This window comes from Vibrio spartinae (assembly GCF_024347135.1).
Taxonomy (GTDB): domain Bacteria; phylum Pseudomonadota; class Gammaproteobacteria; order Enterobacterales; family Vibrionaceae; genus Vibrio; species Vibrio spartinae.
Genome location: NZ_AP024908.1, coordinates 1,051,881 through 1,074,345 on the forward strand (window position 1 = coordinate 1,051,881; position 22,465 = coordinate 1,074,345).

17 protein-coding genes are annotated in these 22,465 nt (G+C 47.0%); 6 read left to right on the forward strand and 11 right to left on the reverse strand.

All coding sequences use genetic code 11. The annotated features are described in order from the left end of the window. Positions 1 to 21: 21 nt before the first annotated feature. Entirely contained in the window at positions 22 to 1,461 is a 1,440-nt protein-coding gene (locus OCU60_RS22410; protein ID WP_074374414.1) for a mannitol dehydrogenase family protein, read from the reverse strand. Between the two features lie 191 nt (positions 1,462 to 1,652). Between OCU60_RS22410 and manD the strand changes: the two genes are divergently transcribed. The 6 genes from manD to OCU60_RS22440 all read left to right on the forward strand — a co-directional run bounded on the left by manD (position 1,653) and on the right by OCU60_RS22440 (position 7,506). Then, positions 1,653 to 2,861: a D-mannonate dehydratase ManD gene (gene manD / locus OCU60_RS22415; protein WP_074374415.1), complete on the forward strand. Its 1,209-nt coding sequence runs from the start codon at positions 1,653 to 1,655 to the stop codon at positions 2,859 to 2,861. 19 nt (positions 2,862 to 2,880) lie between these two features. After that, the gene (locus tag OCU60_RS22420; protein WP_159439488.1) at positions 2,881 to 3,567 is read left to right on the forward strand and encodes a FadR/GntR family transcriptional regulator; all 687 of its coding nucleotides are present in this window, start codon (positions 2,881 to 2,883) and stop codon (positions 3,565 to 3,567) included. Between the two features lie 8 nt (positions 3,568 to 3,575). Continuing rightward, positions 3,576 to 4,589 (forward strand): Zn-dependent oxidoreductase, encoded by a 1,014-nt coding sequence (locus OCU60_RS22425; RefSeq protein WP_074374417.1) that lies wholly within the window; start codon positions 3,576 to 3,578, stop codon positions 4,587 to 4,589. Positions 4,590 to 4,657: 68 nt separating this feature from the next. Beyond that, complete coding sequence (locus tag OCU60_RS22430; protein ID WP_074374418.1) at positions 4,658 to 5,620, forward strand: TRAP transporter substrate-binding protein; 963 nt, start codon at positions 4,658 to 4,660, stop codon at positions 5,618 to 5,620. Positions 5,621 to 5,682: 62 nt separating this feature from the next. Then, positions 5,683 to 6,228, forward strand: coding sequence for a TRAP transporter small permease (locus OCU60_RS22435; RefSeq protein WP_074374419.1), 546 nt, complete (start codon positions 5,683 to 5,685; stop codon positions 6,226 to 6,228). After that, positions 6,229 to 7,506: a TRAP transporter large permease gene (locus tag OCU60_RS22440; protein WP_074374420.1), complete on the forward strand. Its 1,278-nt coding sequence runs from the start codon at positions 6,229 to 6,231 to the stop codon at positions 7,504 to 7,506. A 72-nt stretch (positions 7,507 to 7,578) separates the two neighbouring features. On the opposite strand, the gene OCU60_RS22445 is transcribed toward OCU60_RS22440, so the two are convergent. The 10 genes from OCU60_RS22445 to tagH form a co-directional block, all read right to left on the reverse strand. Next, positions 7,579 to 8,289, reverse strand: a complete 711-nt coding sequence (locus OCU60_RS22445; RefSeq protein WP_074374421.1) for a type VI secretion system ImpA family N-terminal domain-containing protein — start codon at positions 8,287 to 8,289, stop codon at positions 7,579 to 7,581. A gap of 92 nt (positions 8,290 to 8,381) precedes the next feature. After that, complete coding sequence (tssM, locus tag OCU60_RS22450; RefSeq protein WP_205410525.1) at positions 8,382 to 11,885, reverse strand: type VI secretion system membrane subunit TssM; 3,504 nt, start codon at positions 11,883 to 11,885, stop codon at positions 8,382 to 8,384. A gap of 61 nt (positions 11,886 to 11,946) precedes the next feature. Further along, positions 11,947 to 13,350 carry a type VI secretion system protein TssA gene (tssA, locus tag OCU60_RS22455; RefSeq protein WP_074374423.1) on the reverse strand — a complete coding sequence of 468 codons (1,404 nt, stop codon included), beginning with the start codon at positions 13,348 to 13,350 and terminating at the stop codon, positions 11,947 to 11,949. 8 nt (positions 13,351 to 13,358) lie between these two features. Beyond that, positions 13,359 to 14,051 (reverse strand): type VI secretion system-associated protein VasI, encoded by a 693-nt coding sequence (gene vasI / locus OCU60_RS22460; protein ID WP_228449069.1) that lies wholly within the window; start codon positions 14,049 to 14,051, stop codon positions 13,359 to 13,361. Next, positions 14,048 to 15,583 carry a sigma-54 interaction domain-containing protein gene (locus OCU60_RS22465; RefSeq protein WP_074374424.1) on the reverse strand — a complete coding sequence of 512 codons (1,536 nt, stop codon included), beginning with the start codon at positions 15,581 to 15,583 and terminating at the stop codon, positions 14,048 to 14,050. Before OCU60_RS22465 ends, vasI begins: the two co-directional genes overlap by 4 nt. 2 nt (positions 15,584 to 15,585) lie before the next feature. Further along, a complete protein-coding gene (tssH, locus tag OCU60_RS22470) occupies positions 15,586 to 18,291 on the reverse strand; it encodes a type VI secretion system ATPase TssH (RefSeq protein ID WP_370738694.1) in 2,706 nt (901 codons plus the stop codon). Between the two features lie 13 nt (positions 18,292 to 18,304). After that, on the reverse strand, positions 18,305 to 19,078 hold the full coding sequence (icmH, locus tag OCU60_RS22475) for a type IVB secretion system protein IcmH/DotU (RefSeq protein WP_074374426.1): 774 nt from the start codon (positions 19,076 to 19,078) through the stop codon (positions 18,305 to 18,307). A 2-nt stretch (positions 19,079 to 19,080) separates the two neighbouring features. Beyond that, entirely contained in the window at positions 19,081 to 20,415 is a 1,335-nt protein-coding gene (gene tssK, locus OCU60_RS22480; protein ID WP_074374427.1) for a type VI secretion system baseplate subunit TssK, read from the reverse strand. 5 nt (positions 20,416 to 20,420) lie between these two features. Continuing rightward, complete coding sequence (tssJ, locus tag OCU60_RS22485) at positions 20,421 to 20,918, reverse strand: type VI secretion system lipoprotein TssJ (protein WP_370738695.1); 498 nt, start codon at positions 20,916 to 20,918, stop codon at positions 20,421 to 20,423. Further along, positions 20,915 to 22,465: a type VI secretion system-associated FHA domain protein TagH gene (gene tagH / locus OCU60_RS22490; RefSeq protein WP_074374429.1), complete on the reverse strand. Its 1,551-nt coding sequence runs from the start codon at positions 22,463 to 22,465 to the stop codon at positions 20,915 to 20,917. Before tagH ends, tssJ begins: the two co-directional genes overlap by 4 nt.

The window sequence follows — 22,465 nt, forward strand, 5'->3', positions numbered from 1 at the left end:
GCTGAAATCAGAGAATATCCGTCACTGAATCAATTCACTGACCGCCTGCTTTGCACCTACGAGTTCAAGTCGCTGATAGGCTTGGATGACCGATTCCACAAAATCGTAGTTGGTCGGGAGTTCTGAGCCAAAGACAGAGGTGATATCCAGTAACGATTGCACTCGTGCCACTTCATTTGATGAGCTGTGAAAGCGCTGATAAAGCATATCTGCGATCGGATCCCGCACATCGATTGCTTGACCTTGCTCATCAACAGCCCCCACGTATTTTATCCAAGCAGCGACAGCTAATGCGATATGAGGGAACGGACGATTGTGATGGATATGCCATGTGGCTGATTCCAGTAAGCGTTGTGGCAATTTTTGGCTACCGTCCATCGCAATTTGCCAAGTGCGGTGCTTTATATTGGGGTTACAGTAACGATCAATTAAACAATCCGCATATTGTGCTAAATCAACACCGTCCGGCATCGATAAAGTTGGTGCCTGTTCCTGTAACATCAAATGATAGGCTGCGAGTTTGAGTTGCGGGTCTTGCATACAGTCAGCGATATGTTCATAACCGGACAGGTAGCCTAAATAGGCGAGAAAGGAGTGGGAGCCATTTAACATACGCAGCTTCATTTCTTCAAATGGTAAAACATCAGCCACTAATTCAACGCCGACTTTCTCCCACTCAGGGCGTCCGCTGACAAAATTGTCTTCTATCACCCACTGTCTGAACGGTTCACAAATAATCCCGCATGGATCATGTTCACCGACTAATTCATCCACTTCTTGCTGTGCTGCTTCTGTGAGTGCCGGAACAATTCTATCCACCATCGTTGAAGGAAAAGAGATATTTTCTTCAATCCAACCAGCCAAGGCAGGATTAACATGGTGAGCAAAATCAACAATCGCATGATGTGTTTTCTTACCATTCTCCGGCATGTTGTCGCATGACATGATGCTGATCGGCGCAAGATGGTTTTCCATGCGGCGCTTCAATCCTTGCACAATACATCCGACGGCTGATTTTGGCTGATCAAAATTGTCTAGGTCAGTTTTGATAAATGGATGATTTATATCCAGACGTTCGGTATGTAAATCAATACCATAACCTTTCTCGGTAATCGTGATAGAGACTATTTTCGTTTCAGGATCGGCAATTTTATTGATGATAGCTTCGTGCCCGTCAAACGTGAGATGGAATGACTCACATACCGAACCGACCGTTTTAACTTTTGGGCCTTGCGGGCCTTTTTCGATGACGGTAAACAGGTGTTGCTGGTTGCGGAGATCTTCGATGAGCTGTTCACCACCAAATAGGTTTACTTCGCAATATCCCCAATCGGAGTCTGTCACACTCGCGAGCTCATCCGCAAATAGGGCTTGATGGGCTCGGTGGAAGGCACCGAAACCGATATGGACAATTTTAGGCTTAAGTTGGCTTCTAGCATAGTTGTTATGAAAGGTAGGCATCGTGTTATCTACTCGTTGTGTCGGTTAGTCCGGCTATTTTTTACTGTTATACATTTGGAAATTGTGATCCAAACAGTAAAAATTGTACAGACCAATTATTGTTTATTGGCTTTTCAATATTGATCACAAAAACAACCAATTTTTAACGGTTAAATAGATTCAAGCAACATTCTTAGTGTCAGGAGACCTCAATGAAAATTACCAGCGCCAAAGTTATCGTCTGCAGTCCCGGACGAAATTTTGTCACACTCAAAATCGAAACAGATGAAGGAATTTATGGCTTGGGCGATGCAACCGTGAATGGCCGTGAGCTAGTGGTCGCTCAATACTTGGAGGAGCATGTAATCCCTTCATTAATTGGTCGTGATGCTGGTCAAATTGAGGATATTTGGCAGTTCTTCTATCGGGGTTACTATTGGAAGAAAGGCGTGATTGACATGGCCGCACTTGCCGCTGTCGATATGGCACTGTGGGATATCAAAGCAAAAGCAGCCGGTATGCCGTTATATCAACTTTTGGGCGGCAAAAGTCGTGAATACATTAACGTTTATACCCATGTCAATGGCGAAACAATCGCAGATGTATTGGCAGATTTTGAAGTGGCTCTCAATAAAGGTTACAAGTTTATTCGCGTGCAGTGTGGTGTGCCCGGGTTAGCGAAGACCTACGGGGTCACCAAGAAAGGCGTGGCTTACGAGCCTGCCAATGCCAACCTACCAGAAGAACAGGTATGGAATACCACAAAGTACCTCAATAGCGTCGAAGCAGTCTTTAAGGCGGTGCGTGAAAAATTTGGTGATGAGGTTGAGTTACTGACGGATGTGCATCACCGACTCACACCCATTGAGGCCGCAAGTTTGGGCAAAATGTTAGAGCCATACCGCTTGTTTTGGATGGAAGATCCCACGCCGATCGACAATCAGGAATCATTCAAACTGATTCGTCAGCACACCACCACGAAAATTGCAGTGGGTGAAGTGACCAGCTCAATCTATGACATTAAAGATCTGATCACCAATCAGTTGGTTGACTATATTCGAACCACGATTGTTCATGGCGGTGGTATTACCCACATTCGTCAGATTGCAAACCTTGCTGCGTTATATCAGATAAAAACGGGCTTCCATGGCGCAACAGACTTATCACCGATCACGATGGGATGTGCCCTGCATGTGGGGACAGCAATCAATAACTTCGGTATCCAAGAGCATATGCCTCACTGTCAGGTGACCGAGTCGGTCTTTACCCATGCTTATCAGTTTGATCACGGGACCTTCCAAGTCGGTGAGGCGCCCGGACATGGCGTAGACATTAATGAGGAACTTGCCGCACAATACCCTTACAAAAGAGCGAGTTTACCTGTAAACCGCCTAGAGGATGGAACGTTACATCCGTGGTAAGCAAATAAGAGAGGCATATGTGTCGGTAAGCGAACGTTTATATATCAAGGTTGCTACAGATATTCTGCAGCAGATTCAAAATGATCCGATTCAAGTTGGTGAAAGAATTCCACCTGAACGAAAACTGTCTGACGATATGGGGGTGAGCCGCACCGTCATTCGTGAAGCGATGGTTTATCTCGAATTACTCGGGGTAGCCGAAATCCGTAAAGGATCGGGTGTCTATGTCATCAGTGATAAACCGCTGAATCTACCGACAGATTTACCGGACATAACCCCTTATGAGGTGACGGAAGCGCGTCGGGCGGTTGAGTCTCAGCTGGCCGCTATCGCGGCTGAAAAAGCAAGTGATCAGTTAATTGATGAATTGGAACAATGCTTAATTTTGATGGAAGCCGCCAAGCGTTTCTCCCGTCCCGATTTACGTAAAAGTGCCTCGGTCGATGCGGATATGCAATTTCACGCCTTAATTGCGCAGGCAAGTGATAACCCAATGCTCATTAAGTTCCATAAAGAGCTGATGCAGAATCATATGGGCGGCAAGATGTGGGAACGCCTTAATATCATGGCAGGCGAACCGGCAGAACGAGGTATCTGGGCCGATGATCATCGGCGGATATTTGAAGCAATCAAGGCAAGAGATCCACAGCGTGCATTTCAAGCAATGCAACAACACCTTGATAACGTTATATGCGAGATTACTTAGGATAATGTATGAAATCCCTTGTTGTTCAAGAACCGAATAAATTTATCATGTCTGAGAAAGCCATCCCTGAATGTGGTGACGATGACGTTTTAGTGAAAGTCGCGTATGCGGGAATTTGTGGTTCCGATATGCATATTTTGCACGGCCACAACCCTTTTGTGGTTTACCCTCGCACCAGCGGTCATGAATTCTCAGGTACGGTTGCCGCTGTTGGCGCGAAGGTCAGCGAATTGTCGGTCGATGATCATGTGGTTGTTGACCCGGTCATTAGCTGCGGACACTGCCGGCCTTGCCGTCATGGTCGGGTGAATACTTGCCTTAATCTACAAGTGATTGGCGTTCATCGAGATGGTGGTTTTTCACAATACCAAGTCGTACCCGCGAGTAATGTGTACAAAATTTCAAAACAAGTGCCACTGAAACAGGCCGCATTAGTCGAACCCTATACCATTGCTGCGAATGTATTTGACCGACTCCGTCCATGTGATGGGGATTCTATCCTTATCTATGGCGCAGGCGTGATTGGACTGACGTTAGTCCAAGTTGCCAAAGTGCTCGGTATTCCATCGATTGTGGTTGATATTGTGGATGAGAAACTTGCCGTCGCGAAGCAACTTGGGGCAACCGATACTATCAATTCTAAACAACAAGATGTTGAAGCGGTGATCATGGAAATGACTCAGGGTGAGGGCGTTCCGTTAATTGCCGATGCAGCATGTATTCCATCTTTAGTTCCCCAAATTTTACGACTGGCAGCCCCTGCCGGAGCGGTTTGTCTACTCGGATTCTTGTCCGAGCCGAGTGAACTGGCACAGATCGAAGTGATTAAGAAAGAACTGACGATTGTTGGCTCTCGGCTGAATAACAAGATGTTTTCAAAAGTCATTCCATGGATTGAAGCCGGTGAACTGAATACCGAAGCCATTGTCAGCCATGAATTTGCATTTGAAAATTTCTCTGATGCGGTTCATCAACTGGAAACCTCACCAGAGTCGTCTCGAAAAATCATATTAGCTTTTTAACTGCACACCACCCTACACATTAACTCTACCCGACAAAAATATAAAAATACTGATAAGAGGCAATAACGATGAAACGACTTACGCAAGCTTCACTACTCGCACTCTCCATACTATCCACCACTGTCATGGCGGCTGATTACACGCTAAAACTTGGTCATGTTGCGAATGAAGCACATGTCTGGAACAAAGCATTTATCCACTTCGCAGAAGTGGTGGATCAAAAATCAAACGGTCGCCTGAATATTGATATTTATCCCAATTCACAATTGGGGTCTGAGCGTGACGTGATTAGCGGTATCCAACTTGGCATCGTTGATATGACGATGAGTGGCGAAACCTTACAAAACTGGGCACCGAAAGCAGCATTACTTGCTGTCCCTTATGCGATTCGCAATAGTGAACATATGGCAAAAGTTGCGAATGGCAAAATCGGGAAAGAGATTGAACAACAGATCACCGAACGTACAGGTTTAGTTCCGATTGCCTGGTTTGAGCGCGGTGCCCGGAACCTGACATCGAATCAACCCGTCAAAGAGCCGGCTGACCTTAAAGGACTGACGATTCGTGTCCCTAATGTCCCCATTTTTGTATCGACATGGAGTGCTTTGGGAGCAAAACCAACACCAATGGCATTTAGTGAAGTGTTTACGGCGCTCCAACAAGGGACCGTTGACGGGCAGGAAAATCCTTTGTCTTTAATTAAGAGTGCGTCTTTCTTTGAAGTCCAAAAATATGTGAACAAAACGGAGCACGTTCGGAGTTGGATATATGTATTAATCGGTAAACGACAGCTCGAAAAATTACCTGCCGATTTACAAAAAATCCTGCTAGAAAGTGCAGTGGAAATGCAAGCATACGAACACCAATTAGCCACTGAAGCGGAAACAAAACTGGTTGATGAACTCAAAGCGAAAGGCATGAAGTTCATCGAGGTCGATCAGGATAAATTCCGTGCGATTGCGATTCCTGCCGTTAAGAAAAATTTGAAAGGCGATGCCCTCGATCTGTTTGAACAAATTCAGCAGCTTTAAGCCACAAGGTGACGTAAGGGGGAAGACCCGTCTTCCCCCTATCTGTGCAACCGGAGCAGAGTATGGAAGTTATGAATGTGAGTAAAATCAATCAAAAACAGGGTTGCTCGTCAGCGTTAGCCGTGGTTGTTCGGATTGAATCGATAGCCGACAAATTATTAGGTTATCTCGCCGCTATCGGTTTGGTCGCATTGAGCAGTGTTGTCCTGTTACAAATCTTTGGTCGATTATTTTTAGATACGCCCCCGGCATGGACAGAAGAACTTTCTCGCTACCTGTTTATCGGTACTGTCGCAATATCCGTCGGCATTGCTTATAAGCGGGGAGAATTAGTCTCGGTTGAGCTGCTGGTGAATGCATTAAGCCAACGTCATGCACATCTATTTAGTGCGTTGGTGGCTGCCATCATCTTTATATTTAGTTGGATTCTTTATCCTTCAGCGGTTCAGTTCGCACAAATTGGACAATTTCAACTCTCACCAACCATGTTTATCCCGATGAGTTATGTTTTTTACTCGACTGTCGTGATATTGGTCAATTTAATGTTTTTCTCAGCGCTAGGATTTATCCGACATCTCTTGAACTTATTCAATGCGGAGGCGATGTAAATGGAAGTGATCATTCTCTTCGCGACCTTTTTTATTTTACTCTTCGTTGGCTTACCAATCGCAATAACATTGGCATTGGCCTCGATGAGTTATCTTTTCTTAATGGATATCCCATATACCGTCATTCCGCAAAAGATGTACGCGGGGATGGATAGCTTCGTCTTATTGTGTGTCCCAGGATTTATTCTCGCGGGTAACCTGATGAATCGCGGTAATATTACGGAACAGATTATTAATCTGAGTAACGCGATGGTCGGCCATATTCGAGGCGGTTTGGGGCTGGCTAACGTGGCAGGTTCAATGTTATTTGGGGGGGTCTCCGGTACGGCGGTGGCAGATACGGCCAGCATTGGGGGCGTGATGATTCCCGGCATGTCCAAAGCCGGCTATGACACGCCATTTTCTGCGGCGATAACGGCTGCATCATCAACCATTGGCCCCATTATTCCGCCGAGCGTCCCCATGATTATTGTTGGGACGTTAACGGGGATTTCTGTCGGGCAGATGTTTTTAGCGGGTGCGATTCCGGGATTGTTGCTTGGCTTTGGCATGATGATTACGGTCTATATTTTGGCGGTAAAACGTCATTATCCGAAAGAAGAAAAAGTAACATTCAAACAACTGCTGATTGAAATGAGAAAAAGTAGTTGGGCAGTGTCACTCACGATGCTCATTCTGGTTGGGATTATCGGTGGTTTCTTTACCCCGACAGAGGCTTCTATTGTCGCTGCTTTTTATGCACTGATCATCGGGTTATACATCTATCGAGGTCTCAAATGGCGGGATGTTCCCAGTGTATTAGTTGCAACAGCGGTGACCAGCGCTTCGCTGCTCATTCTGGTTGGTTTTGCGAATGTATTCGGCTGGATTCTGACGTCAGAACGCATTCCGCAAATGATCGCGAGCGCGATTCTTAATTTGAGTGAAAATAAGTACGTCGTGTTGTTGATTATCAACCTATTGTTGTTACTGGTTGGTTCCTTTATGGAAACGATTGCGGCTTTGATCATCCTGTTCCCGACCCTATTGGGCGTCGCAACATCGGTCGGTGTGAATCCGGTTCATTTCGGCATTATTGCCGTCCTCAATCTCATGATCGGCCTCTCCACACCACCGGTCGGTGTCTGTTTGTTTGTTGCTTCTTCAATCGGCGGGGTATCGATGGAGAAAGTCGCGAAAGCGATTGTGCCATTCTTGATATGTAACATCATTATTTTGCTGATTGTGACTTATGTCCCCGCATCTGCACTATGGTTGCCGGGAATGTTCTACCAGTAACCTGCGGAGTTTACACTGTAAAACGCAAAAAGCCCCTGTTATCAGGGGCTTTCGATAAGCAAAAATGATCGTTCAATTGCCAAGTGTCTGCAATAGCCACCAGTACACACCACTGCCAGCGATACCGCCACCCAACACAAACATCATCGCCAGTTTCCACCAGCTGGTACCCGGCCTATTCACCGGCGTAGCAGCGGCAGGACGGCCGTTTTCCGTAAACTCTCGCCGCTTTAAAGCCACCTGATAACAGGTTTCTAAGCGATCAATCTGTTCAAAAATAATATAACCAATCGACTCAAAATCAGCTTTCACACCCGGCCTTTCTGACTGAAGCAAATAACTGATGCGATCACAGAGCTGTTCACAACGGTAAAGCTCACGCAGCATTTCATAACTGGCGCGAAGGTTTTGCAGTTCAATCAACGCTTGTGCATTCGCCCAATGAAATAACCGCTCAATATATTTATCGCTCTCTTTGATATCCTCTTTCAGGCTCACCAAACAGCCATACATCAACTCTAACCCGTTGGTATAACCGCGTAATCCATCCAGCTTGAGACAAGCAATGCTGTAATACACACACATTGCCAAATCAAGTCCGGTGACTTGTGCCAATTGCTCACTGTTTTGTTTGACCAGTTCCCAATCCGTGCCACCGGCAAAAGGAGAACGCTCGCGATAGATCTCTTTCTTGACCGCCTGATACAGGGCGTGATTGTGTAATGCTTCTTGTTCGGCTGTGAGAATGAAAGGCGTGTTTTCAATCAATAATCGTGGGGACATGGCGTTAAATAGCCCTAATCAATGTAGGGAGTGCCCGTAGGCACTCCGCAATTTGTTGTATGTTAATTCGTTGAATACTAATTTGTTGAATATTAATACAGGTTACCTGAGAGTTTGAATGATTTAAACAAACGCTGGGTAAATGGATTCATATCGGCTTCAGAGTTAATCCGGTACACCATATTACCGCCATCAACCGTAAACTTGTAGTCTACCGAGGTGGTACTTGCGGCCAGCACATCACCCGCATCAAGTAAGCGGAAAAATGCCCATGGTCCCTGAATAATAATACTCCGTGGCGACAAATTCGATTTGGTCGGGATCAGCGTGATTTTCGAAATTGCAGAATCACGTAGCGTATTCGGCCAAATCAGCTCCACATTCTCTCTTGAGCCATGACTGTACGACAAGAATTGCCCGTCAACATTCAGAACACTGCGACGTTTATTCCCCGTCAAGCGTATCGGTTCAATCGAGAAGCTCACATCCAGCACACCTTTACGATTGAAGAATGCATCCTGAATGTGCCGTGCACGTTCAATCTGCTCCAATACTTCGGATTTCACCACACTCTGACCACTTTCCGAGTCAGATAAACCCACTTTTTCATCAATGAAGATCTTCAGCTGATTCTGATAGAAGCTATCTAAAATCCCATTCGGGGCAAAGAATTCTTCAAAGTCAGTCAATGATGCATCTTTGTTTGAGTTTGGATTGAACGGATAACGGTCCGCCAGTTTTTCGCGGAAGACACGGTAAACATCATCATGCCAACGCACTTCCAAATATTTCACCGCTTCTTGCTTGATCACATACCAGCTTTCATCAGCCAGTTTGGTCAAGATTCGATCCAGCGGTGCCGGTAACCCTGATGCAACCCGTCTGAGTGTATAAATCGGATCGCCGTTCACCAGCTTCATTCTCGCCTTGGTCGCATTCAGCGCGGCCATTCCCATATCAGGTGATGCCTGAATACCTTTCAGGTAGAGCTTCAGTTCATCAATCGACCCCATCACTTCGCTGATATAAGCCGGTTTGTCACCGACAGCGTCCAACATACCGTTGAGATCCGCAAACGGGGTATCGATCATCGACGCAACACGATACTTCGGTGATTTCAGCAGTTCGTCCTGTGCCGCAGAATCATCCGGGATACCGGCGATCATTTTGGTGTTGGCTTCCAGTGTTCGCAACAAACGCTGGATGGGCTCAACACTACTGGTGATGTTATCCAGTACGGTGACCGCATCGTTGATATCTTTGAAGTATTTGATATCCACTTCTGCCAATGCTGCCCGCCAAGTCTTGGTATAGTCCGCAACATAAAGTCCCCGGATTTTATCCCGTAGGTCTTGCTTGTCAGCTTCACTGAACTCAGCAGAACGGTTCTGTCCCAAAACCCAGCCATCAATCAATGCCAGTTTAGAAACCGATTCAACCTGCGGAATAAAGTAGTCTTCAAAGCCGCGCTTGGTCAGCATTTGCGGAATATATAACCCATCGCCATTCATAACACGTTCATCAAAGACGAGGTCAAAGATCGGCCCCACCAGATTACGCAAGTTCAGCGCAGGTCCAAGCACGGTCGGTGCATTCAGTTTGAGGTTACGATAAACACGCTGCTTGTTCGGCATCGCATTCAGTTCAGTCTGAACTTTGGCAATGGTCTTATCGTATGCACCCATAATTTTATCAGCATTCGGATCACCGTCTTGCCGGGCCGTCGTTAAGTCAGTATGGTCCATCGCATAATCTAAATGCCCCATCAACTCTTCCTGAACAGCACGGCGAGCCGGGAATTCTCGCTGCCAGTATTTACCGAAGTAATCCAACACGATGGATTTATAACGCCCTTCTTTGTCGGTCATCATGCGGTAAACCCGCAATGCATCCAGTTTTTCAACTTCAGTGTCGGCTTCGTTCATTTTCACGATCACATCAGACAACAGGATCGGCAGAAAACGGGTTTCCAGCAGGTTTAGATAGGTCTTTTCAACCATCGGCCCGATGGTGTGACCTTGATAAAGCCCCATGTCTGAAAAATATTTCGACTTGTTACGGAAGAAACCAAACTCCAGTGTGGCCTGACGAATCTTATTCAGTGAGTCGAGCATATCGCGTTGAGATGCCTGATAAATATTTTTCGGCAACTCATTCTTAAACTGATTCACTTTAGTCAGTACCGCATCCGCATGTGCCACGTTGACAGCATAGTAGCGTTGCCATACACCAAATAATAATAACGATGCGATGGTACAAGTAACACCCGACAACATCATCAGACGTCGTTTTCGCTTGGCAACCCGACGGTTATCAGATGCCAGACCTGATTCGGCATAAATAATGTTGCTGAATAACTGCGACGCAAAATAGACTGTCGAGTTTTTTGCAATTTGAGCACGGTTGATCGCGTGATCTAAGCCATAGCGACGCGAGGCTGCATCATCAAACGCATTGGTCGGTACGCCTTGCTGATAAACCGAGGTGAAGTAAGCCCCCCGGACCACGGCAGACAGCGAATACTGGTCATTGCCCAATGTTTCGCGGAAAAACTGCGTCAGAATGTCTTTCAGCCCGGAAATTTGCCGGCTAAAACTATAAACGCCATGTCGCTCATCGGCTTCCATCGGCACCGAAACTGCTTTTGGCAACATGTCATTAATCGTTGACATGAATTGTAGATAGTCATTTTCGAACTCTTGTAACCAAGCATCTTGATCATCATTCGGATTGAGTTGAAACGTAAATCCTAATGCTTCTTCTCGTTCTGCTTTGGAATAGTGTCTGAAAAAAGGTTCAAAGCCATAGAGCAGGTCCAGTTTGGTCAGCGCAATATAGACCGGTAACTGAATCGACATGGTTTCCATCAGCTCACGTAGTCGGGCTCGCAGGATACTCGCATAAGCTTTTCGCTCTGATGCTTTGGCTGTCGCCAAATGCGACACGTCCAGCGCCAGTACAATCCCATTCAGCGGACGACGGCTGCGGGTACGCTCTAACCATTCAACAAAGTGTTTCCACAAGCGGCGTTCCATTTCACCGTCATTGTCTTCATCGCGATTCCCTTGCGTCAGCAACTCACCGTCGGGGTCAATGACGACCGCTTTATCGCCAATCCACCAGTCGAATGAATAAGGGTTTTCGCTGCGTTGGCCAGAAGCCCGCATCACCGAAGACAGCGTAAAGTTCTGTCCGGAACGGTTAATCAGGCTGGTTTTACCCGCATTTTCTAAACCGAGAACCAGATACCAAGGGGAAGAGTACAGAAAATCGCGCTTATTCTTCAGGCTCTTACGCATATTGGTAATGACCTGATTCAGCTCGACTTCTTGCCGTTCTTCCATCAGTTTGACCGGATCTTGACGGAAAATTTCTTCTTTTTGTTGTTCAGCTTCGTAATTCTGTAGTTTCCGCCACTGCCAGAAACCCCATACAGCAGCCGCCAGCAAAAAGACGAGTAAACTGGCAAAGATCCGTGCCGTAATACTCGCTAATGGTTTGGTATCATAAATTGTGAGCCATGGACCAGCCCACCAAATGGCAATATTAATTAAAATAAAGCTAATTAACAGTAATGCCGGTACCAGTGCTACCATACTCGGCATTAATTTTTTTAGCAGCCCGAAAATCTTTTTCAACATGGACGATATCCTTCGCTTACTCTGACGTTGAATATTTCTCTAATCGTTGCATGAGTGAGGGTTCCCACTCTGAAACACTTGCTGAACCCGCCTGACGATACAATGTCTGATACTGCTCTCCGGCCATGGCTGAAAAACCATGTTCATTAAGCAAATCAGCAGACATCATCCGCCAATAAAATTTATCCCGGGGTTCGACCGCCTTTTCAAGGCCGCCATTAATCATGGAGAGAGCGACAGCAATTCCGGCTTCTTTTGCCAAAGTAAACGCTTCCTTACGTTTTTCCTGCCAGCTTCCGACCACCGAAGCCTGCGTCGTCGCCTGCTCCTGCTCTCCCAGCCATGTATTTACTTCTTCTGAAACAAACGGTTGCCCGCCTTTAAACTTCAGCGTTTTTAACTTGGGTAAACGCTCAAGAAAATAAGTCGCTTCTTCCCGGATGGCCCGACACCAGTCTTTTTTATCCAACGCCTGGGCGATTTGATAACTCATCATCTGCCCTTCAAACCAATAAGGGGCCATCGTCAGACTCTGTTCAATCTTGCGCCATAAAGACAAATCAGGGCTGCGCATCAGATCTTGGTAGTCTTTGATGCGATCTTGCTGCATCGGCCGCAGCATCGTTTCTCCGTCCGAATTATGATCGGGCTCAGAGAGAATGCCTGACCACACCGCATGACGCCGCAAACGAATCGCAAGTCCAATGCCTTGTTCCTGTTCAGCAAGAAACTCAGACACTTTCAACAATGTCTGTCTGGCCGCCTTATCACTGGAATTGTCAACCGATAAGGGACTGCTGGTTGTCGGGGTTTCCTGCTGCGATTGTCCTTTCGGCTTCTGCGCTTTCTGTTCGGCACGCTGACGCTCTTCAGCCAGACGCATTTTTGAGCGAACAGTATTGAAGAGTTCGGAAAAATCTTCAGTCACCAACCCTTTGGTTTCCACCGCCTGATTGAGACTCTCCAACGCACTTTCCAGATCACTCATCAGCTCGCCGGAAAAACGGTTGAAATCCTGTTTGTCGATAACAATGCCAAAGCGCTGAACGATTTGTCCAAAATATTTACGCCGTGGTAATGCGCCTCGCGGCCCCGGGGCCGGGTAACTCTCTTCCCAGAATAACGAAATAAAATCAGCCCAGATAAACAGAGACAAATTAAACCGGGCCGGTGTCACTTGATGATGCAAACACTGTAAGAGATAGACCAACAGTTTGATATCTTTCGATTTTTCTTTGAGTAGTTTTAAAACACTGTGCTCAACTTCATCCCACTGCACACTGCCATGAGAAAGAGAACCGACTTTCATCATCTGATCTTCGACAAAATCAAATAATGAATCGTCAATCAACCGTTCACCGACCGGGTTCTCTCCCTCAATTGGTGTGGTAATACACGGACGATATTCAGATAGTTCCATAATTTCAGTTACCAATCACAACGTGTTCTTAATGGCTTGAGTGCTTCGCTCAAATCCGAGGTGTCGAAAGTCAGCCCATCAACGGCCTTTGAATTAGAACGCAACACCGTGTGGTCTTCCTTGGTCATAATCCGCATCAGACTAATCGCCGGCATACCGCGTCCTGAGGAGAGCAACAATCCGGCATCATCACTTCGCCAGTATTGCGTTTCACGCTGGATCGTGACTTTGGCTCTTGCATCAGGGATCTCACTCGGGAGTGCCAATTCAACCCGACTAATACGGTGAATACAGCTCATCATTAACACCGGTTTTTGATCATTCTCGAACCGTGATGCGGGATTCGATGCCAACAGAATCAACCATGCATCATCCCCTTGTTCGGTCAGACGCATCATTTGGCCATCACCGAGTTTCGCCAATGAATCCCTTGCATGTAGCCACGACGCTGATGCACCGATCTTCTGCTCTTTGATGGGCGTCAGATGCAGCGGGGTTTCAAACACGCGATCAAAACAGCGTAATCTTTCCAGACGCTCCGAAACACTCCGACACTGATTTGCCTGTTCAACCAACTGCTCCGGTTTGGTTAAAGTCTCCGGTTTTGGCATTTGGGGGCCGGTTGCCGCTATCGCTGCAACTGCGGGCAATAACATCAATGTCGCCAAGCTCATGACTGAGCAAGAAATTCTTAATTTCATGGCGCTTTAATCTCCAGTTTCTGGCATTTGTAAGCCAGTGTCCGTTTGGGAATCCCCAAGCTTTCTGCCGCTTTGGCACGGTCACCGGAAAACAATCGCAGGCGTTCTCTGATAATTTTTGATTCAAAATCCTGAATCGCCTGTTTGAGATCTTTAATCACAGTACACGATTCCGGCTCTTCAACCTGAAACAGGTTGACCTCTTCCCGAGGCAGAATCCGATGAATAAAACTATTCACCTGAACTTCATTGCCGTCTTGTGTCTGTGCACATCCAAACTCGATTAAATGCTTAAGCTCACGCACATTACCGTTGAAGTTGTGCTGCTTCAGACAATCAATCGCTTTGTAATTCAACCCACGGATCTGAGTCCCGTGCGAGTCATTAAATAACTGAACAAAATGCTGACTCAATAACGCAATATCGTCGATTCGCTCGGTCAGACATGGCACCGTAATCGGATATTGAAACAGTCGGTAATAGAGATCTTGACGAAATACTTTCTGGCGAACCTGACCCAACAAATTGACGTGCGTGGCAGAAACCAGCCGAAAATCGGAAGTCAGTTCTTCTTTACCACCAACCGGACGAAATGCTCGCGTCTCAAGCACCCGCAGTAGCTTGGCTTGCAGCACCAAAGGCATATCACCGATTTCATCAAGAAAAAGAGTGCCGCCATTGGCCTGAGCGATCAGCCCCTGTTTATCGGCTTCAGCCCCGGAAAAGGCCCCTTTGCTATACCCGAACAACTCACTCTCAAGTAGGTTTTCCGGAATCGCGGCGCAGTTGATGGCAATGAAGGGTTGATTTGCCCGTTCAGACAAGTCATGCACCGCCTGAGCCACCAGCTCTTTCCCTGTTCCCGTATCGCCCTGAATCATCACCGATAGCTGAGAACCGGCGGCACTGACAATCTGCTCCCGGAGTTTGACCATCGGTGCGCTCTGGCCCACAAGTGTCTGGGATAAAGAATCACTCAGACGTTGCTGTTCACGGGCTCGCTCAACATCGAATAGTGATTCGCGAAGATCGCGCTGATTCTGCTCTTCACGTTCAATACCGGTTAACAGAGTCCACTGTTGGCTGAACACATCCACATAACGACAAAAATCGTCATCAGAAAATATCTGCTGAAGATGTTCCGTCTCGCCAATCAGGAATAGTAATGTCTTGATGACATCCTGATTGAGAGGCAACGGGACGATGCGAACAACGTCAAACATGCCGACGGATTCAGTCAACTGGGCAAATGCGCGATTAGACTGCCAAAAAACCAAACTCTCTAATGACAATGTCATCGGTTTTGAGGACTGGAGAACATGGGCGAACGGACACTCAAAATCACTCACCGACCACATCATCTCCAGATCAGACCGATGAGGGACTAATGTCCGCCCATCGGCACTGGGTACCAACAATAAGCAAGTATCAAGATCCAACTCACGTGAAACCGTATCGATAAAAAGCGACGCTAATTGCTGCGCTTTTCTGATACCGACGAGATCGGTCGCGTAAGTTAACCAGCGGTTCATCCCTATTCAACCTCACCGATGAACTCACCATCAACCGCAGCCAGATAGACCCGGTTAATCGGTTCACGCTCAGCAAGCTTGTTCAATAGTGCAAGCGAGACGGGGGGTAACAATTGTCCTTCGATAATCGCTTCCAGCATCCGCGCACCATTTTCAGAACGGGTCGCCCGCGTCAGGATTTCCTCAATCAACGAATCGGCAATCTCAACTTCTGCGGCATAACGCTCTTGGAAGATGTTTTCCAAACGCGTCAGTTTCGCCTGAACAATTTCAGCCAGAACTTCTTTCTTGAGCGGTAAGTAAGGAATCACTTCCATCCGAGCCAGCAGCGCTGGTTTAAAGAAGTCAGCCAGTTCAGGATACAACCGGTCTGCAATGATTTTCGGTTCGTCAGCATAATCAACGATGGTCTGATAACCGAGATTCGATGTCAGGAAGAACACGATGTTCTTACAGTCGATCACTCGGCCTTCCCCATCGGCAAGCTCACCTTTATCAAACGCCTGATAGAAAATATTCAGCACTTCAGGGTGGGCTTTTTCAACTTCATCCAGCAGTACCACCGAATAAGGCATTTTGCGGATCGCTTCGGTCAAAACACCACCTTCGCCATAACCGACATAACCCGGAGGAGAACCGATCAAACGTGAAACGGTATGTTTCTCCTGATATTCAGACATGTTGATTGTGGTCAGGAATTGTTGTCCGCCGTACAGTTGTTCGGCTAACTGAATTACTGTTTCTGTTTTACCGACACCACTTGGTCCCACCAACAGGAAAGCCCCTTTCGGACGGCCGGGACGACGTAAATCAGCACGGGCAGTCAGTAAATGACGGTGAATCCGTTCGATAGCTGTATCCTGACCTTTGATGGTTTCCCCTAAGATGGAAGTCAGATTGGTAATTTTGTGCAATTCATCAGTGTTCATCTGATCGACAGGAACGCCGGTCCAGTCTGCAATCACTTCTGCAATTTGGTCTGAATCTACCTGCGGATAAATCAGACGCTCACGATGAGGAATCGCTTCAAGCGCGGCATATTTCTCTTGCAGTTCGCTCTTCAGCGTTTCCATCACCTCTTGTGGCGATTGCTCTGCGGATGCTTCCTGCACTTCAACCAGCTCATCCAAGACTTCAAATGAAGTGGCTTCGGCAGGTTGTGCTGCGGCCTCTGTTTGTTGCAACGAAAGCGCAATCAACTGTGAACGAAGTTCAATAATTGATTCAACCAGCGTTTTTTGACTTTCCCAGCTTTCAAGGAGCGTTAATTTTTCTGCTTCGTCTTGGTCTTCCTGAGCTCGGAGCTCATCCAGACGTTTGACATCACTTTCACTGCCGAGGAACTGCGCTCTTTCTAGCATGTCGATTTCTAGCTGACGCTGGTAACAATTGGTTTCCAACTGAGCGAGACGTTTCGGTGGCGTGGTCAGGTGAATCGCAATTCGGGCACAAGCCGTATCTAAAACATCGATGGCTTTGTCTGGAAGCTGACGTCCTGAAATGTAGCGCGCCGATAGTTCAGCCGCCGCTTTCAACGCTTCATCCGTGATCAAAACGTGGTGTGCTTTTTCATACACACTATTCAGACCACGCAGGATATCAACAGCCTGAACGATACTTGGCTCTTCCAGTTTCACCAGTTGGAAACGACGGGTCAGCGCCGGATCTTTTTCAAAATATTTTTTGTACTCTTTCCAAGTCGTTGCGGCAACGGTACTCAGTTCACCACGGGCAAGCGCTGGTTTGAGCAAGTTGGCCGCATCGGCCCCGCCTTCCTGATTACCGGCACCGATCAAGGTATGCGCTTCATCGATGAACAGAATAATGGGGGTTGGTGACGTTTTAATCGCATCGATCACACCTTTGAGGCGTTTCTCGAATTCACCTTTGACTGACGCTCCCGCCTGAAGCAGGCCTAAATCGAGCGCCATGATATCGACATTTTTCAATTGATCAGGCACGTTGCCTGCAACAATTCGCAGCGCAAGGCCTTCAATCATGGCACTTTTACCGACCCCGGCATCACCGACAACAATCGGATTGTTCTTACGGCGACGACACAGAATATCAATCATCAGATTGATTTCATTTTCACGGCACAAGACCGGATCAAGCTCACCCCGACGGGCCTGCTCACTGATATTCGAACAATATTTCTGTAACGGTGTGGTTGCTTCTGTCAGGGGCGATTTCGCGCCACTTTTTTCTGTCGGTTTGTCGACTGCCGTTTCAGAGGAATCGGCAACTACAGCAACGAAGTTTTTCTTCAGGGTTTCCCGGTTAATACTTTCTAACAGCGTGATCAGTCGCACGGGCAGATATCGGTCAACCCGAGTCAGTGCCGCCAGAAAAATAGCACCGGAGCGTAATTCATGTTGATCCAGCTCGGTGGTAGACAGTAGCCAGGCTTCCTGAAGCAATTCAACCAGCAATGGTGAAAAAGCAGGATAGGTGTCCAGTGCATGTTCACGCGTGTACGAGCTGGCAATGGCTTGTCTGACACTTTCAAAATCGATATTGGCCTGCTTGAGGATGACTCGGATATCTGAAAGCGGGTTGTCCAGCAAAACATCAATATAGTGTTCTAGCGTGACTTCAGGATGTTGACGTTCAATACACAAAGAAGCCGCCTGTTCAAGCGCCAGCTTACTTTGTTGGTTTAACTTTGAAATAAGAGTGGGTAATTCAATTCGGATCACAGCGATCACCTAGCCTAAAAAATTAATTAAGAAGTTGACTTAACTGGTTCACAACGTCAGCCGATTTCTCGTGCAATAACCATGTGTAACCCAGAAAGATCCCGCTCCACAGCAGGAAGAATCCAAGAAAAACGGACCAAACCGGCAATTGACGATTCAGACGGTACTTGGCATCGACGATATGTTGATTGGCTTGATTGAGCGGTTGAATCTTTTTCTCTTCAAGCGCGGCCAGCATATCGTATAAGTGACTGAGCACCCTTTCGCGTTCATTGTGGCCATTTTCCATCACGCGATACTTGCCTTCGAAACCAAGGACTAGACAGTGATAGATAAACTCCAGCAGAAGCTTGTAGCGTTGCGGTTCACCTTCGAGACGAGCAAGAATGGTATAGACCTTTTCTCCACCCCAAGTTTCATTATGAAAACGGGAAAGCATGGAATGCGATGCCCAGATACTGGAAGAGCCCCATTCAGTGCCCATGACGGCTTCATCGAGAAACGTGCACAAGATGTATCGATAAGCCATCAATACAGCATTATCAAAACCTTTCTCGGTCAGTTCGATTTCTATCGCTTTGATCTCTTCAACCGTTTGATGGTAGATCTGTTCGATATTCGGACAACTGGTCATGCTCCGAACCCGGAGCGACAGACCAAATAACGGGGTCGCTGCATCAATCAGAATATTGGGGTTATCCCCCCGTAATTGGAACCAATAGTCTTGGTCCCGGTTGATATTTTCCACATTATCAAACAGTAAATTGTCAATGTGTTCACCCGTGTTCTGCACCATCATTAACTCCTTATCGCCCAGAATTGTAAGTCAAGGTCTTCAAATGCTGCTGCCACATGGAAAGCGAAACCGCTGGCTTGTTTGATCATTGACCAAGCTGAACTGGATTTATCAAGTTGATAATAGGTATAACCGGCATGGTAAGGGAGCTGACGAGGCGCAACAGGCAGCGGCGTCAATGGAATCCCCGGTAGCTGGAGAGAAATCAGCTCTCTGATCTTCTCAACAGAAGCGACTTTTGTTTGTTGGACAAACACACGACGCAGCTCATCCAGTGGCATTCTTGCTTTCACCGCAATAATAAAGTCAGCATCTTCCATGAGGTTGGTATCATGGATTGGCGCAACCATCAGGCCATATTTCCGTTTATCCAACTGGATGGAAACCGCACGCGGTTCAAGCACGACACTCAGACTCTGTCTCATATGACGAATCAACGTCATAAAACAGTCCGTCGGCATGTCATGGTTATAAACCGGAATGGTTGGCGGCAGACGACTTTCATCGGTAAACGTTGCCAGTTCCCCACAAATCGACGCTAAACATTCAAACAGCCGTTCGGGATGGAGGGTCCGGAGTTTGGATAAATGCTCAATCAGCGGCTGCAAGCGGTTCAGCGCCTGTAATAACATAAAGTCAGATACGTCAGCCACAGCGCCCTGACCGGGAGAACTGATCCGTTCAGCGATGCTTTTCGCTCGTTCATTCATCAGCCCGGCGATTTCAGTCACCACCCGATGCAGTGTTACGTTGACAGATGAATTGAGATGACACGGGATAAATTCAGGATCCAGCACCAAACTGCCATCCGGACGCTTTTCGAGAATCCGCGCAATCGCAAATGATGCATAGGAACTGCGATCTTCTTTTTCCAGCATCAGATGCATCCGCACCGGAGAAACATCGATGGTGGTGGTGTCGCCGCGCATACTTTGTACATCGCGGACATCCATCCGGCGACTTTCATAACGCCCGGTGCCTCGTTCCTCAGGCCAATTCACTTCGAGCAGTGATTCGGTCCGCAATGGCAGTGCCAGATAGACCAACTGCCCAGCCAGTGAAGCATCTTCGATTTCCAGCGGTTCAGGGAGCGAGTCTTCCTGCGGGACGTTAAAGACTGTACCGTCAGGCATAACGCCTGATAAACGTTCAATTGCAATCCGGCCAAATGCCAGATATTCCGGATTTAATGCCAGCTCAGAGATGCCGTACAGATAGCCACTGACAGAATTCATCCGTGCATCAACATAGTATTCTGTATATCGTTGTTGTTGTTGGAAATGCTGAGGCTTGATAAACAATCCTTCGTTCCAGATAACACGGTTACGTGCAAACATCTCGATTATTCCACTTTTTCTAATTTAACATCGTAGTCTTTGAACAGCATCAGCAGGTGATACTCTCGGCCTTTATTCAGGACCTTGACGGCTTTTTTCCACTCACTCAGTTCAGGTTCGGCAAAATGCGCCATGACACCGATATAATGCGTGTCCGGAGAAATTTTGAATGCATTCACAAACTTAAACTGGCCGGGCATCATCATGTAATCGTAATCTCTGACAAAGTTACTGCGGAGCGCTTTCTTGTAGCTGGCTTTGATCGTGTCATAGTCAGCCGACATGAACATGGAATCATCTTCCAATTCAAAGACCTGTACTTCAACCGGTGATGCTTCGCCCCAGATATTGGGGTTTACACCAGCATCCGTCACCATACTGAATGTCACTGTTGTCGGAGCTTCTGCCGGATTATATTCATCCGCTGCCGTACTACTGCTACTGCTGCACGCAGTAAGCATGAGTAAAGCGAATAAAACACAAGCAAACTTTTTCACAATCAGAACTCCAGTTGCTTCTCACGGATTTTCTTGTCGTAAGACTGTTCGAAGATTTCCCAAAACAGCTTTTCAAATCCTTTTTGGCGGTTAGACGTCAGTTCTTGGTAGTAGCTGCTATACATATTCCAAGCCCACGCATCCTCAGAGTCACTGCGTTGCTCATTCGGACGCTTATAATTATTAAAGCGACGCAAAAGTACCTGAGGTGAGAACGCTGCCAGTATCTGAGTCAATGCTTCTGTCGTCGCATACTGAACCGCTTCGTTATGATCTTGAATGCTTTTCAAACTTTCGGTAATGGCTGCCGGTGCCGACAAATGAACCAGACTCTTTTGCGAGTCGTACATGGTTTTCATGGTCTCTTCATAAGACAGACCCAATCGCAGCGGATTATCTTCAATGGGCTGAAGATTGCGGTTCATCATATCGAAATGACCATGAGTCACCTGTTTGTGCAGCTCCAGTAATCCTTTGACACATGACTGAAGCGACAGGCCCAGCTCTTCGGAAAGAAAGTGCATTTTTTCCATATCATGGCTATCGGTCAGATCGACACCCAAGCCATCCAGCATCGGACCGGTCAGCAGGTGTTTTCCATGATGATTTGTTTCATCAGACTGTTCTGATGTCGATGACATGCTTTTTGCGACTTCTTCTTCGAGTAGATCGAGTACGTTCTCATCCATCCCATAGCCCTCTGATTCGTTGTTCACTGATTGATAATCGACTGATCCATGACTCACAGATCGGTTGTGCACAGATTGATTGTCTGTCGCATTGGTGTGGTTACTGCGCGTATTGACAGGCGCTGCCTGCTGTACGTCTGATTTGGGCTTTCTGCCCAACTTCAATGCCCCGAATCTGAAGATTTTCTTCAGACTAATCGACGCGGTCATATCGTATTCACCGTTCTCTTGCTGCGTTTCCTGCAATGGGCGCTGGTAATATTCTTCAGCAGCAAGCAAAGGTTGCTCTTGGTTTTCATCTTCTGCCCGGACTTCATCTTCATCACCGTCAATCAACACATAACTGTCATCTTTGTTCTGGGGAGAGAGTTCATCGAGTGCCATTAATGGGTCAGTCACGCTGTGATCGATTTGATCGTTGCGGTGTAAAGTCTCGGCTTCACCGTCATCGTCCGCTAACAGACTATGACGATCATCATCAAACAACTGCTCCAGTACATTGCTGGAAGCAATATCATCATCACCCGTGTTACCTAAATGAACACGGAGAAAGTACGGACCCACTTGAATTTCATCTTTGTTTTCCAATCGGGCTAACTTGTTGCGGCCTAACGCCATCGATGAACCGTTCACATAGGTTTCACCGCAGTTATCACGAACGCAAAAAGCACCGTCAACGACCACAATTTCACAATGATTCGGGTAAATCGCGCCATTCTTATCCGAGAGATGCCAGAAACTATCTGTCGCTGTTCCGATTGTGCCACCCGCAGGCGTCCAAGACGTCCGCGAGATCAAACCGGATTCCAACACCTGAACATTGGTGACAATGATGTTGAGGGAAGGCTGTTTACTCTGAACCAT

What these genes read in the sequence shown, in the direction of transcription:
- OCU60_RS22410 (WP_074374414.1), bottom strand. Translation starts at nt 1,461, where the DNA reads ATGCCTACCTTTCATAACAACTATGCTAGAAGCCAACTTAAGCCTAAA.
- manD (WP_074374415.1), top strand. Translation starts at nt 1,653, where the DNA reads ATGAAAATTACCAGCGCCAAAGTTATCGTCTGCAGTCCCGGACGAAAT.
- OCU60_RS22425 (WP_074374417.1), top strand. Translation starts at nt 3,576, where the DNA reads ATGAAATCCCTTGTTGTTCAAGAACCGAATAAATTTATCATGTCTGAG.
- OCU60_RS22430 (WP_074374418.1), top strand. Translation starts at nt 4,658, where the DNA reads ATGAAACGACTTACGCAAGCTTCACTACTCGCACTCTCCATACTATCC.
- OCU60_RS22435 (WP_074374419.1), top strand. Translation starts at nt 5,683, where the DNA reads ATGGAAGTTATGAATGTGAGTAAAATCAATCAAAAACAGGGTTGCTCG.
- OCU60_RS22440 (WP_074374420.1), top strand. Translation starts at nt 6,229, where the DNA reads ATGGAAGTGATCATTCTCTTCGCGACCTTTTTTATTTTACTCTTCGTT.
- OCU60_RS22445 (WP_074374421.1), bottom strand. Translation starts at nt 8,289, where the DNA reads ATGTCCCCACGATTATTGATTGAAAACACGCCTTTCATTCTCACAGCC.
- tssM (WP_205410525.1), bottom strand. Translation starts at nt 11,885, where the DNA reads ATGGTAGCACTGGTACCGGCATTACTGTTAATTAGCTTTATTTTAATT.
- tssA (WP_074374423.1), bottom strand. Translation starts at nt 13,350, where the DNA reads ATGGAACTATCTGAATATCGTCCGTGTATTACCACACCAATTGAGGGA.
- vasI (WP_228449069.1), bottom strand. Translation starts at nt 14,051, where the DNA reads ATGAAATTAAGAATTTCTTGCTCAGTCATGAGCTTGGCGACATTGATG.
- OCU60_RS22465 (WP_074374424.1), bottom strand. Translation starts at nt 15,583, where the DNA reads ATGAACCGCTGGTTAACTTACGCGACCGATCTCGTCGGTATCAGAAAA.
- icmH (WP_074374426.1), bottom strand. Translation starts at nt 19,078, where the DNA reads ATGGTGCAGAACACGGGTGAACACATTGACAATTTACTGTTTGATAAT.
- tssK (WP_074374427.1), bottom strand. Translation starts at nt 20,415, where the DNA reads ATGTTTGCACGTAACCGTGTTATCTGGAACGAAGGATTGTTTATCAAG.
- tagH (WP_074374429.1), bottom strand. Translation starts at nt 22,465, where the DNA reads ATGGTTCAGAGTAAACAGCCTTCCCTCAACATCATTGTCACCAATGTT.